This is a genomic window from Salinibacterium xinjiangense (genome assembly GCF_014645015.1).
Taxonomy (GTDB): domain Bacteria; phylum Actinomycetota; class Actinomycetes; order Actinomycetales; family Microbacteriaceae; genus Rhodoglobus; species Rhodoglobus xinjiangensis.
Window position 1 is genome coordinate 94808 of sequence record NZ_BMLC01000004.1, and the last position, 12667, is coordinate 107474.

The window sequence follows — 12667 nt, forward strand, 5'->3', positions numbered from 1 at the left end:
AAGGTAAGTTCTTATCTGGTCTGGGGGATATAGCTCAGGCGGTTAGAGCGCTTCGCTGATAACGAAGAGGTCCGAGGTTCAAGTCCTCGTATCCCCACCGAAAGACCCAGAATCACCGGCTACATCAGGGTGGTTTTCACAGGAGACCAGTCTCTGTGAGATCACTCAAACAGCACAACCGAGAGTTACGGATCCGCAGGGAGTCGTGGTGCACGGGGCCTTAGCTCAATTGGTAGAGCGCCTGCTTTGCAAGCAGGAGGTCAGGGGTTCGATTCCCCTAGGCTCCACAGGTTGGATAAGCGCCGCCCGGCCAGGGTGGCGCTTTTTCGTTGCATCAGACTTCCGGCCCTAAGCTTTCGTCATGGATATCCGCGTCGGCGCATACGGTGTGATCGTCGTCGATGGGGCCATCCTCCTCACCTACTGGCACGAGGGCGGAAAATGGTCACTGCCTGGTGGAGGGATCGAGGAGGGCGAACAGCCGATGGATGCCGCGATCCGCGAGATCCGCGAGGAAACCGGGTTCACTGCCTCGCTGGAACGCCTACTCAACGCAGACTCCATCGTGATCCCAGGGCACGCGCGGCTCGGCTTGGCCGGTGTGTCGCTGCACTCGTTTCGGATCGTCTACGAGGCGCGAATCATCGCTGGTGAACTCACCCACGAGGTTGACGGCTCGAGCAACGAGGCGCGCTGGTTCGCGTTGGCCGAAGTGCAGGATCTTCCGCGGGTGAGCCTGGTCGATGTCGGCCTGAAAGCCTTCCGGGAAGGCCAGCCCTCGTAGCCGACCGGCAACCGCGGTTAACAGAGAAACGGCCAGCACCGCGATGCTGGCCGTTTCGATGGAGGCTGGATCAGCTCTCGTTTGCGAGCGGAGTCTCGATGGCGGTCTCCTCGACCCACAGGTCGTCGTCGGCGCGAAGCGTCTGCCACGCTGCATAGGCCACGACGGCGAAAGCGACAACGCCGAAGCCGATAAGGATGTACTTGCCCGGTCCTACCGACGGCTTCGGCTTGACGATGCCGACCCGTGTTCCAACGTCGTTGCCGAACTTCGCGGCACGATTCATCGCATCCTGCACCTGGTGATTCTTCGCTACCTCGATCGCGGCGAGTGCGGCGCCGAGTGCTGATGTAACTCCGGGGATGACGTCGTCGGAGATACGGTGGCGAGTGTGGCTTGCCGCTGAACGGGCAGTGGAGAGGCCAGTTTCGGCAGCTGCCCGCGCGGTGTCGACCACGGGACGCAGGGTGTCGTCGTACTTGTCGCGGATGCGAGGAGAGACTTCTTCGCGTGCGTAGTGGGAAGCCTGGCGGCGAGCTTCGCGAGCGACACGGTTCGCGTGCTCAAGCAGTTCCCTCTGGTCGTCCCACAGGTCTCCGGCCTGGCCCTTCAACTTTTTGAGCTCTTTACGGCGCTTGCGTGATAGTGCCATGAGGGAAAACCTCCAGTGGGGATCGAAACGTCTCACCATACTGTCATGTCGCATGGATGAGAGGTAATACGTTGCCTGTGAGGCGACTGGGTGATGCGGGGTACGCGCACAGGGTGCCTATGCAAGACTTAGCCCATGCATACAGCGGTCGCAACCATGAATACTTCACTCGGAACCATCAAGCTCAACCTCTTCGGCAACCACGCCGTGAAGACTGTGGCGAACTTCTCAGGCCTTGCTTCTGGCACCATCGAGTGGAAGCACCCCGCGACCGGCAAGGTGTCGACAGACAAGTTGTACGACGGCATCGTCTTCCACCGCATCATCAAGCAGTTCATGCTTCAGGGTGGTGACCCGTTGGGCCAGGGCACAGGTGGCCCCGGATTCGAGTTCGACGACGAGATCCACCCCGACCTCAACTTCTCGCAGCCCTACGTGCTGGCAATGGCCAACGCGGGAACCCGCGGAGGCAAGGGCACCAACGGGTCGCAGTTCTTCATCACAACGGTGCCCACCCCCTGGTTGCAGGGCAAGCACACCATCTTCGGTGTCGTTGCTGACGAGGATTCAAAGCGCGTCGTCGATGCGATCGAAGCCGTCGACACCGATGGCCGCGACAAGCCGCTCACCGATGTCGTCATCGAGAGCGTCACCATCGACGAGGTCTGAACCTCGGTGTCAAGCGCGCCGAGCAACTCGGCTAGTCATTGCTACCGGCACCCCGACCGCCAGAGCTACATCCTGTGCCAGCGCTGCGGACGAACCATCTGCCCGCAGTGCCAGACACAGGCGGCCGTCGGTGTGCACTGCCCCGAATGCATCAGGGAGGCGCAGGCCACCGCGCCCAAGCGCAAGCCCGCGATTCTCAGCTCACTGCGGCGCACCAGGGATGCTCCGGTCGTCACGTTCAGCATTATCGGTGTCACCGCGCTGGTCTATGTGCTCCAGGTACTTCCAGGGAGCCCCGTCACCAGTGCGCTGGCATTTTATGGTCCACTCACGGCAACGGAACCGTGGAGGTTGCTGACGGCCCTGTTCGTGCACTCGCAGGGTTCATTGCTGCACATCCTCTTCAACATGTTCTCCCTGTTCATCTTCGGGCCGCTGCTCGAGGGAATGGTGGGACGGCTGAGATTCCTGGCCCTGTACCTGATCGCCGGGCTGGGCGGATCGGTGGCCGTGCTGCTGCTAGCGCCGTACACGCCGGTGGTGGGGGCATCCGGTGCGATCTTCGGCCTGCTCGGGGCCTACTTCGTCATCCAGCGGAAGCTGGGCGGCAATAACGTGCAGCTGTTGCTCGTGATCGGGTTGAACCTGGTCATCGGCTTCCTGCCCGGCACGAACATCGCCTGGCAGGCGCACCTCGGTGGCCTCATCGTGGGAAGCGCGGTCGCGCTTGTCTACCTGCGGACCCGTCGCCGCGATCAACGCTCGACCCAGGTCGCCCTCGTGGCGGGCATCGTGGCTACGGTTCTCGGACTGACTGTCGTGGGGATCCAGCTTTACAGCTTTTGATCGGCACAGCCCCTCATTGCCGTGAGCTGGGACCGGTTGGGCGGAATCAACCCGGCCGGAAAGTTATCCACAGGCTTTCCACAATGGGTATAACTACACCCGTGTAGTTATCGGGCCTCCAGCCGCGAAGTGCTGGTCAGGCCGCCACAGCGTCGAGTGGGCCTAGCGCCAGCGAGTGGTCATCAGGAAGCCGACGAACATGATTCCGAAACCGATCAGGATGTTGCCTGCACCGATGTCAGGAATCGGAAGGGTGTTGTTGCTCACGTAGAACACGATGATCCAGATGAGCCCGAGAAGCATGAAGCCGAACATGACGGGCTTGAACCACACGGCGTTCGGCGCTTGCTCACCAGTGCGGTTTTCGGCGGGACGGTCGGTCTTCGAGCGTGATGTCGTACGAGCCATGGAGAAGATCCTAGCCTGATAGCTGCTGGACCATACTGGGCACCCAGCAATCACGGGGGTTCGACACGGTCTCGGCGGTTTAGAATCGACACTATGGCCACAGTGGAGGGGCGCCGCCTGAACCGTGGCCACGAGAAGCAGGCTTTGAGGTTGCGCCGTCGCCTGAGCGTGGTGGGCGTGCTGGGTGAACTACTCATCACTGCTGGAGTGGTGGTGCTGCTTTTTCTGGGCTGGCAGGTCTGGTTGGGAAACCTTCTCAGCAGCAACGCCCAATCAGTTCAAGCGCAGGCCCTCAGTCAGTCCTGGAGCAAGGGTGACCCGCCGACGCCAGAGGAACCCGCCGGGCGCCCCGATCCCGGACCCCCCGTCATTGTGGCCGCCCCCAAAAACGCGGTGCAATTTGCCAACCTCATCGTGCCGCGACTGGGTGCGGACTATACAAAGCCTGTCGCAGAGGGAATTGATGCCGATGTTCTCCGAAACGGGATAGGGCACTACCCGGGGACGCAGATACCCGGGGACGTGGGCAACGCTGCATTTGCTGCGCATCGCACGGGCAATGGTTCACCCTTCTTCGATATCGAGAAGCTTCAGGTCGGTGACTCCATCTACTTCGAGATGGAGGCGGGCTGGTATCGCTACGTCGTCCGCAGCCTCGAGTATGTGCCGGCAACAGGTGTCGGTGTGCTCGAGCCGGTTCCGCAATCACCCGACATTGCGGCTACCGATCGAATACTCACGCTGACGAGTTGCAACCCGGTCTTCACTGCCGACGAACGCATCATCGTGTACTCGTTATTCGACACCTGGTTCCCCCGATCTGGCGGGGCACCCGCCGAGATCGCCGAGCTGAGCCAAGCCAACGGAGGCGGCTGATGTACGGCATGCTCTGGCGCATACTGCCCGGCCCATGGTGGACGAGGTTGTTGTTGCTTATCCTTCTTATAGCGGCCGTGCTCGCCGCCCTCGTGCTCTGGGTGTTCCCCTGGGCCGATCACTTCGTCACACCACAGGAGGTCACGGTGGAGCAACCATGACGCGCGTACTCGTCATCGACAATTACGACAGTTTCGTCTACACGCTGAACGGGTACCTGATCCAGCTCGGCGCCGAAACGGAGGTGCTTCGAAATGACGCCTTCTCGGTGGATGCGGTGGCAGAGGTCATCAGCAGGTACGACGCCGTGCTGCTATCGCCCGGCCCCGGAACTCCGGCGGACGCCGGTGTGAGCATCCCCATCGTTCATGCCGCACTCGCCGCTGGCCAGCCGCTTCTGGGAGTGTGTCTCGGGCACCAGGCGATCGCTGAGGCGATGGGTGCGACAGTGACCCATGCGGACGAGCTCATGCACGGCAAGACGTCGATGATCGATCACGACGGCAGCGGGTTCTACGACGGTGTGCCTCATCCCTTCCGTGCCACGAGGTACCACTCACTCGCAGTCGTCGATTCCACGGTTCCTGATGGCCTCGTGGTGACGTCGCGAACGGAGGGGGGAGTGATCATGGGTGTTAGGCATGAGAGCCAGCCCATTTTCGGTGTGCAGTTTCACCCGGAGTCTGTGCTCACCGAGGGTGGATACCGGATGCTCGGTAACTGGCTCGCGGTAGCCGGCCTCCCCGCCGCAGCTGAGACGGCTCGCGGGCTCAACCCGCTCGTGAAGCTGTAACGGGCTGGTGGCCGAACCTCAGGCGCTGCAGACTCGCAGTGTCACTGCGGTCTTCTGGGCCTGTTCGCCGACCACGGACTGACCGGACACGGTTCCGCCGGAACAACCCCGATCCGCCGTCACACTCACGGGCAGTTGCAGGGCACTGAGAGCATCATTCGCGTTCTTCAGTGAGCTTCCTGCAAGATCCGGCACATTCACGAGGCCATTGGAGACGATGAGATCGACCGTGTCACCCTCCCGGATGTTCTCCCCGCTCACGACAGTCGCGCCGGCAGCAGGATCGGACCGGATGACAGCTCCGTTCGGCAGGTCGGGAGAATAGTCCCTGGCCGTGGTTCCGTACACGAGCTTCCGAGCTTCCAGTCCGGCTATCGCATCGGCCTCGGTCAACCGGGAGACATCGGGAACGGCAACGGTCACCTCGCCGGACGAAACGAAAACCTTGATAGCTGTGCCCGGCGACACCGGGATCCCGGAGACCGGATCCGTACGGATGATGACGTTCTCAGGTATGTCGGCGCTGGACTCCGTGAGTTTTCGGGGGACGAGGTCGCTGCCTTCGAGGGTGGCCGCCCCCGCTTCGTAGCTCTGTCCCACGACGCTCGGCACATCTCTCGACAGGTTTGGCGCGAGGTTGGCGGGGGTGAGGTTGAAAGTCCAGAAGATCACGGCCACGATCACGGCCACCATAGTGACGATTCCCGCCCAGATCCAGGCCACGGGCGGGCGGTTCTGGGTGCGCGCGACGCGGTCATCACGATCGACCGTCAGTTGCCGGATGGCGGCCTCGGATCCGGCGGTGGACGTCGGATTCACTCCGAAAAGGGTGCTGTTGAAGTCGTTCGTCGCTACCTGTTTGCGCACGGGCACAGAACCGGCCGCGGCCGTCTCGACATCCGCCCGGAAATCGCTCGCGCTCTGATACCGGCCGAAGCGGTCTTTCGCCAGCGAGCGGAGCACCACGGCGTCCAGTGCCGGAGACACTCTCGGGTTCAACGAACTCGGTGCTGCAGCATCGGAGTTGACGTGCTGGTATGCGACCGCGACTGGGTTCTCGCCCCTGAACGGTGTGCGCCCGGTAAGGAGTTCGAACAACATGATGCCGGTCGAGTAAAGGTCTGTCCGGGCATCGACGGTCTCGCCGCGAGCCTGCTCAGGCGAGAAGTAGGCAGCGGTTCCGACGATCGCGCTGGTTTCCGCGATCGTCGCCGACGAATCGGAGATGGCCCTCGCTATACCGAAGTCCATCACCTTGACCTGGCCGCCCGTGGTGATCATGATGTTGCCCGGCTTGATGTCGCGGTGCACGACTCCGGCGCGGTGCGAGTATTCGAGAGCGGTCAGCACCTGGCCAGTGATGCGGCAGGCTTCTGCGGGTTCGAGAGGCCCGCGGGCAACGATATCTTTGAGCAACTGGCCATCCACGTATTCCATGACGATGTACGGCACGAGAACTTCAGCGCCGCGGTCGTCCCTGACCGACTCCTCGCCTGCGTCGAAGATCCTGACGATGGTGGGATGGGCCATCTTGGCCGCATCCTGTGCCTCGCGACGGAAGCGGGTGCGAAAGGCTGGATCCTGGGCCAGGGACGGCTTCAACAGTTTGATCGCGACACGTCGGCCGAGTCGGTTGTCTGTACCCACGTGTACATCGGCCATGCCGCCGTGCCCGAGGAGATCGCCGACCTGGTAGCGCCCGGCGAGTTCACGCACACCCTGTGCCACGCCTTCGATCACGGTCTATCTCCTGGTCGTCACGGGTACACCTGCGGAATCAATGCTCTCGACAGTGTAACCGCTGGGCCGACACGAACTCTGGCGCCCACTGCGACCGTTAGGGTCCCGTTACGACCGTGACGGAGGTGGCGTCAGACAGTGGTGACTCGAAATCGGTACATACCGCGGTGTAGGTCACCGAGGTCGTGGTTCCCACCGTGCTCGAGATCGTAATGTCGACGGATGTCGCGCTAGCGGGCTGGCTGGAATTCTGCGGGGTTCCGTTCATCGCCTGTACGTTGAAGCCGCTCAGCACGTGCTCCGCCGGGCAGCCCGAGTAGGCAGGCCACGTGAATGTGACGACCGCGCCGGGGAGGTACGGACCGGCCGAAGCCACCGACGGTGCGGGTTTCGTAGCGGTGGGCGGCTGCTCCGGAATGGCCGAATAGAACGAAACGGTGATGGTCTCGCCTACACGCACGTTGCCAGAGGGCGTGGCGCTGTAGGCCAGCCCCTCCTGCTCAGGGGTAGGGGCGACGGTGCCATCCCTGCCGTTGAGCAGGAGGCGGAGCTCGGTCAGTCGGGCCTCAACGACATCCCTGGTTCGACCCACGAGTTCCGTCGGGTCGAGAGCCACTCTGTCGCTCGTGGGCGGCGGAGGGGACGCGGGCGGTGCCGAACTCGTCTCTGCACGGGTGGGGGGTGCTGACGTCGGTGCCTCCTGGTTTTCGATCGGGTTGACGATGAGGGCAATGATCGTGCCAACCAGCACCAGGGCCAGTAGTGAGATCAGGATAACCAGCGGCCACGTCCACGGGTTGCGCGTCCGGGTCTCGATCGGCGCCGTCGAGGTAGGGACCGGCCCCTGGGTGCTCATGACCCTGGTGGCTTGGGTGTTTTGCCCATAGTTGGGCCCGACGGTGGCTGCGAGAGTGCCGTCGCCGAGAACGCCGGGCACCGCAGCGGCGGCGGCTGCGACATCTCCACGTCTCAGGGCCTGCGCTGCACGGGCGAGGTGGGACGTGGAGGCCGGCCGGTCTGCAGGGTTCTTGGCCAGACAGGCGTAGACAAGATTGCGCACCGGGTCGGCAACCGTGGCCGGCAGTTCGGGCGGTGTCTCGTTGATCTGGGCCATGGCGATGGCGACCTGCGATTCGCCCGTGAAGGGGCGTCGGCCAGCCAATGATTCGTACGCGACGATGCCGAGCGAATAGATGTCTGTGCTCGGTGAGGCCGAATGACCGCTCGCCTGTTCAGGTGACAGGTACTGCACGGTGCCCATGACCTGGCCCGTCGCGGTGAGCGGGACCTGGTCGGCGATGCGAGCGATGCCGAAGTCGGTGATCTTCACGCGGCCGTCGGGCGTGATCAACAGGTTTCCCGGCTTGATATCGCGATGTACCAGCCCGGCGGCGTGGGCGGCCTGCAGTGCTGCAGCGGTCTGGGCGACGATATCGAGGACGCGGTCGGTCGAGAGCACACGCTCGCGCTCGAGGATCGCACTCAGCGCCTCCCCGGGCACGAGCTCCATGACGAGGTAGGCGCTACCGTCTTCTTCTCCGTAGTCGAAGACGTTGGCGATGCCCTCGTGATTGACAAGAGCCGCGTGGCGCGCCTCGGCACGGAAACGCTCGAGGAACCCGGGGTCACCGAGGTACTCGTCCTTCAGGATTTTGATGGCGACGGTGCGACCGATGACCAGGTCTGTTGCCTGCCACACTTCACCCATGCCACCGATGGCGATGCGACTGGAGAGCTGGTAGCGGCCACCGAAGGTGAGTCCACTCGATGGTCTCATCTGTTCAACACCGCCTCTAATACCTGCTTGCCAATGGGGGCTGAGATTCTGCTGGACAGGCCATCCTGGCCCAGCCCGCCACCATCCTGTACGACGACGGCGACAACAACCTCGGGGTCCTGTGCCGGCGCGAAACCGGTGAACCACAGGGTGTAGGGATCACCCGCGCCGTTCTCTGCCGTACCGGTCTTTCCCGCCACATCGACCCCATCTATTGTGGCAGTATTCGCAGCACCGTTGGCGACAGATGCGACCATGAGCCCCTTCATCGTCGCGGCAGTCTGTTCGCTCATCGCCCGCCTGAATTCCGTGGGGGTGAACTGCTCGATCGAGTTCAGGTTCGATGACAGGATGCTCTCCACCAGGTTCGGTTTCATGATCGTTCCTCCATTGGCTATTGCCATCGACACCATCGCCATCTGGAGTGGGGATGCCCGGACCTCGCTCTGACCGAACGCCGAGAGCATCGTGCTCGGCTCGTCCAGCACTCGCGGGTACACGCTCGCGGTTGAGGTGAGTGGAACGTCGATGCTCTCGTTGAATCCGAACTTATTGGCCTGCTCGAGGATGGCGCGGTATCCGAGCTGCTGGCCTAGCTCGGCCATCGGGATGTTGCACGACAGCCTGACCGCGGTGGCGATGGTCGCGGTGTCCCCCGGTCCGCAGGGTGCTTCGTCCGAGTTGCTGATCTGGAAGCTCGACTGCGGCAGCGTCAGGGTAGCGGGGTTGGGGAAGGCGCTGTCTGCCGTGAAGCTCCCACTGTCAATGGCGGCTGACGCTACGACGAGCTTGAAAGTGGAACCGGGCGGGTCGAGGGCACCGGCGAGCGTGCGGTTGAACAGCGGCCCGGATGGGTCATTGAGTAACTGGTCGTAGGTCGCGATGACCTGCGCGGAATCGTGGACGGCGAACAGGTTCGGGTCGAAGGTCGGCTTTGACACCATGGCGATGATCTCGCCGGTCTTGGGCCGGATCGCGATGACGGCACCTTTGTAGTCGCCGAGCGCATCCCAGGCAGCCTGTTGAACGATCGGATCGATCGTGAGTTCCACCGAGGCGCCCTTCGGCTTCTGGCCGGTGACGATCGCGTTGACCTGGTCGAAGAACTGGTTGTTCGACGTGCCGCTGAGGTAGTCGTTGAGCGAATCCTCGAGCCCGGTGTTGCCCTGGTTCAGGGTGAGGTATCCGGTCACGGGCGCGTACAGCGGCCCGTTCGTGTACACCCGCTGGAACTTGAACTCGTCGTCACTCGGCTGGGACAGCGCGATGGGCTGACCGTCGACGAGGATCGGTCCGCGCTCGGCCGAGTAACTGGCGTAGAGGGTGCGTGAGTTGCGGCCGTCTGCCTTCAGGTTGTCGACGGCGACCACCTGGATGATCGACGTGGAGATGAAGAGCGCAACGAACATCAGCAGCACGACCGTGCTGACGCGTTTCAGTTCCTTATTCACTTGTTCACCACCAGACGGCTGTCAGGGATGGGGTCGACGACGAGTAGCGGCTGGTTCCTGACGCTATCCGACAACCTCAGCAGCAGTGCGGCGATGATCCAGTTGGCCACGAGGGACGAACCTCCCGCCGCGAGAAACGGGGTCGTGAGACCGGTCAGCGGGATGACCCTTGTCACGCCGCCGATGACCACGAAGACCTGCAACGCGATGACGAAAGAGAGCCCGACGCCGAGGAGGCGACCGAAGTCATCCTGTCCAGCGAATCCGATGCGGAAACCGCGGGAGACGAAGAGCAGATAAAGCCCCAGGATGGCGAAGACGCCGATCAGCCCGAGCTCTTCACCGAGCGCGGAGATGATGTAGTCGCTTTCGGCCAGTGGCGTGATCTCGGGACTCCCCTGCCCCAGGCCGGTGCCGATCAGGCCGCCATCGGCGAGACCGAACATCCCCTGCACGAGCTGGTAGCTGCCGCCGGTAGCGTCATAGATCTCAGGGTTGAACGCGTCGAGCCAGGCATCCACTCGACCGCCCACGTAACCGAGAGTCTGGCTCGCCACAAACGCGCCGAGGAGGAACAGCCCGAGACCCAGCACGATCCAGCTCGAGCGACCGGTCGCGACATAGAGCATGACCAGGAACAGCCCGAAATACAGCAGGGCGGTTCCGAGGTCACGTTGCACCACCAGCACGAGCATGGATGCCGCGAACACGACGAGCACCGGACCGAGATCGCGGGCCCGCGGGAATTGCATCCCGAGGATCTTCCGCCCGACCATCGAGAGCGAATCCCGGGCGGTTACGAGGTAACCCGCGAAAAATATTGCCAGGGCGACCTTGCCCAGCTCGCCGGGCTGGAACGAGAAGGGCCCGATCTTAATCCACAACTGTGCGCTGGTTCCCAGGTCACTGCCGATCAGCGGCAGCATCGGCAGGATGAGCAGCAGGATGCCACTGGCCATCGCGATATAGGTATAGCGCTGCAGCACGCGATGGTTGCGCACGACGAGGAGCACGGCGATCGCTATGACTATCGAGAGCACCGTCCAGGCGACCTGGCGCACTCCCCCGTTATCCCAGCCCGCCATCCCGTAGGCCAGGTCGACGCGGTAGATCATGGCGATGCCGAGGCCGTTGAGAACCGTGGCGATGGGCAGGATCAGCGGATCGGCGTCGCGGGCGACGACCCGCAGCACGACATGCAGCACGAGAACCAGCACCCCGAGCATCCCGACCTGAACCAGCATGCTCGATTCGAGCTGGCCGAGCGCACCGAGCTGCACGAGTGCGATGGCGCCCACATCGATGCCGATCGCGACGATGAGCAGCGCGAGCTCGAGGTTACGCAGCCTTGCGGGGACTTTCAGGCGCAATCGGATCGTCGACGTGAGCGTCGACAGGGTTCCGGTGTCAGTTGAGGCGGCGATGTCAGGGCGTCCCGACACTCTTGAGCTGTTCGATGATGCGTTCGGCATCCTCGATGCTGTCTGCATTGATGGTCGCCTCGACAGTGTCGCGCTGGTAGAGCGGCAGGTCGTCGAGTTGCAGGGTGGTGCTGCGGTAGACGTGTGACAGCGAGATGGGGCCGAGATCCTGTTGCACACCCTGGAAGATGGTGACCCGACCGTTCTCGGCGCCGACGAAGTAGTGGCGCTGTGTGAACTCGTACCCGATCGCGCAGGCGGCCACGATGAGTCCGGCGACGATCACGATGAACGCCAGCCAGCCGATCTGACGACGGACCTCGCGGCGCCGATCCTCCTGGATCAGCGCCGTCAGGTAGTCGTCTGATTCCGGTTCGAAGTGGCTGTCTTCGGGTGGGGAGGCCTTCAGCGGATGCAGAAGAAGGCTCGGCAACCGCAGGGGCCGTCGCACGACATCGTTCTCGAAGACGAGCGGCACGGCGGCGGAACCGACGGTGACCGGCGGCAGGTGGGAGGAATCCGCCGAATCATCGATATCGACGATGATCACGGTCACGTTGTCGGGCGCACCCTGATCGAGGCTGTCTCTCACCAGCCGCTCGGCGGCCGACTGGGCGGCCGGAATCGTCGACAGGGCGAGGTGCATCTTGTCGTCGGTGACATAGCTGCTGAGGCCATCGGAGCACAGTAGCCAGCGATCACCCGACCTGGTGTCGAGCACGGCGGTGTCGATCTCCGGAGACGCGTCGACGTCGCCGAGCACGCGCATGAGCACGGAGCGGCGCGGGTGCACTGCAGCCTCTTCGGCCGTGATGCGACCGCTGTCGACGAGGCGTTGCACGAAGGTGTGGTCAGCGGTGACCTGCGTCAGGACGTTGCCACGCAGGAGGTAGATGCGGGAGTCGCCGATGTGCGCGAGTGCGATCTGGTTGTTGACACGCAGGATGCCGCTCACCGTCGTACCCATCCCGGTGAGTTCGGCGTGCTCGAACACGGTCTCAGCGAGCAGGGAGTTCGCGGCGAGCAGGGCGGTGCGGAGCGCGAACTCGGCGTCGTGTGGAGAGGAGTATGCCCGATCGGTCTCGGTGATCCGCTTGACGGCGATAGCCGAGGCGACGTCGCCACCGGCGTGGCCACCCATACCGTCTGCGACGACGAACAGGTACTGGCCGGCGTATCCGCTGTCCTGGTTATTGCTGCGGACTTTGCCCACGTGCGAAACTGCCGCACTCTTCCCCGTGGTGGTCATC

At 63.2% G+C, this 12667-nt stretch carries 13 protein-coding genes and 2 tRNA genes; 8 read left to right on the forward strand and 7 right to left on the reverse strand.

Annotated features, from left to right (window positions below; all coding sequences use genetic code 11):
- The first annotated feature begins 23 nt into the window (after positions 1 to 23).
- The 3 genes from IEW81_RS12295 to IEW81_RS12305 all read left to right on the forward strand — a co-directional run bounded on the left by IEW81_RS12295 (position 24) and on the right by IEW81_RS12305 (position 784).
- A tRNA-Ile gene (locus IEW81_RS12295) sits at positions 24 to 97 on the forward strand.
- 117 nt (positions 98 to 214) lie between these two features.
- Positions 215 to 287: transfer RNA gene (locus tag IEW81_RS12300), tRNA-Ala, on the forward strand.
- A 74-nt stretch (positions 288 to 361) separates the two neighbouring features.
- Entirely contained in the window at positions 362 to 784 is a 423-nt protein-coding gene (locus IEW81_RS12305; protein WP_097061589.1) for an NUDIX hydrolase, read from the forward strand.
- Between the two features lie 70 nt (positions 785 to 854).
- Here IEW81_RS12305 and IEW81_RS12310 read toward each other — a convergent pair whose 3' ends face one another.
- Positions 855 to 1436 carry a hypothetical protein gene (locus tag IEW81_RS12310; RefSeq protein ID WP_097061590.1) on the reverse strand — a complete coding sequence of 194 codons (582 nt, stop codon included), beginning with the start codon at positions 1434 to 1436 and terminating at the stop codon, positions 855 to 857.
- Between the two features lie 156 nt (positions 1437 to 1592).
- Between IEW81_RS12310 and IEW81_RS12315 the strand changes: the two genes are divergently transcribed.
- Positions 1593 to 2105, forward strand: coding sequence for a peptidylprolyl isomerase (locus IEW81_RS12315; RefSeq protein WP_229671395.1), 513 nt, complete (start codon positions 1593 to 1595; stop codon positions 2103 to 2105).
- A gap of 132 nt (positions 2106 to 2237) precedes the next feature.
- Entirely contained in the window at positions 2238 to 2951 is a 714-nt protein-coding gene (locus tag IEW81_RS12320; RefSeq protein ID WP_308421912.1) for a rhomboid family intramembrane serine protease, read from the forward strand.
- Positions 2952 to 3113: 162 nt separating this feature from the next.
- On the opposite strand, the gene IEW81_RS12325 is transcribed toward IEW81_RS12320, so the two are convergent.
- Positions 3114 to 3359, reverse strand: coding sequence for a cell division protein CrgA (locus IEW81_RS12325; RefSeq protein WP_097061593.1), 246 nt, complete (start codon positions 3357 to 3359; stop codon positions 3114 to 3116).
- Positions 3360 to 3452: 93 nt separating this feature from the next.
- Between IEW81_RS12325 and IEW81_RS12330 the strand changes: the two genes are divergently transcribed.
- The 3 genes from IEW81_RS12330 to IEW81_RS12340 are packed head-to-tail and all read left to right on the forward strand — an operon-like array spanning position 3453 to position 5028.
- Positions 3453 to 4235 carry a class E sortase gene (locus tag IEW81_RS12330; RefSeq protein WP_097061594.1) on the forward strand — a complete coding sequence of 261 codons (783 nt, stop codon included), beginning with the start codon at positions 3453 to 3455 and terminating at the stop codon, positions 4233 to 4235.
- A complete protein-coding gene (locus IEW81_RS12335; protein WP_179691901.1) occupies positions 4235 to 4396 on the forward strand; it encodes a hypothetical protein in 162 nt (53 codons plus the stop codon). The genes IEW81_RS12330 and IEW81_RS12335 overlap by 1 nt, the downstream gene beginning before the upstream one ends.
- Positions 4393 to 5028 (forward strand): anthranilate synthase component II, encoded by a 636-nt coding sequence (locus IEW81_RS12340; RefSeq protein ID WP_097061595.1) that lies wholly within the window; start codon positions 4393 to 4395, stop codon positions 5026 to 5028. The genes IEW81_RS12335 and IEW81_RS12340 overlap by 4 nt, the downstream gene beginning before the upstream one ends.
- 18 nt (positions 5029 to 5046) lie before the next feature.
- Here the strand turns inward: IEW81_RS12340 and pknB are convergent, their stop codons facing one another.
- From pknB to IEW81_RS12365, 5 genes are all read right to left on the reverse strand, one after another.
- Positions 5047 to 6768, reverse strand: coding sequence for a Stk1 family PASTA domain-containing Ser/Thr kinase (pknB, locus tag IEW81_RS12345; protein WP_179691902.1), 1722 nt, complete (start codon positions 6766 to 6768; stop codon positions 5047 to 5049).
- 97 nt (positions 6769 to 6865) lie between these two features.
- Positions 6866 to 8545, reverse strand: a complete 1680-nt coding sequence (locus IEW81_RS12350) for a protein kinase domain-containing protein (protein ID WP_097061596.1) — start codon at positions 8543 to 8545, stop codon at positions 6866 to 6868.
- Complete coding sequence (locus IEW81_RS12355) at positions 8542 to 9996, reverse strand: peptidoglycan D,D-transpeptidase FtsI family protein (RefSeq protein WP_097061597.1); 1455 nt, start codon at positions 9994 to 9996, stop codon at positions 8542 to 8544. The genes IEW81_RS12350 and IEW81_RS12355 overlap by 4 nt, the downstream gene beginning before the upstream one ends.
- Positions 9993 to 11420, reverse strand: coding sequence for an FtsW/RodA/SpoVE family cell cycle protein (locus tag IEW81_RS12360; protein WP_229671407.1), 1428 nt, complete (start codon positions 11418 to 11420; stop codon positions 9993 to 9995). Before IEW81_RS12360 ends, IEW81_RS12355 begins: the two co-directional genes overlap by 4 nt.
- Before the next feature lies 1 nt (position 11421).
- Positions 11422 to 12666 (reverse strand): PP2C family protein-serine/threonine phosphatase, encoded by a 1245-nt coding sequence (locus IEW81_RS12365; protein WP_097061599.1) that lies wholly within the window; start codon positions 12664 to 12666, stop codon positions 11422 to 11424.
- Position 12667: the final 1 nt, after the last annotated feature.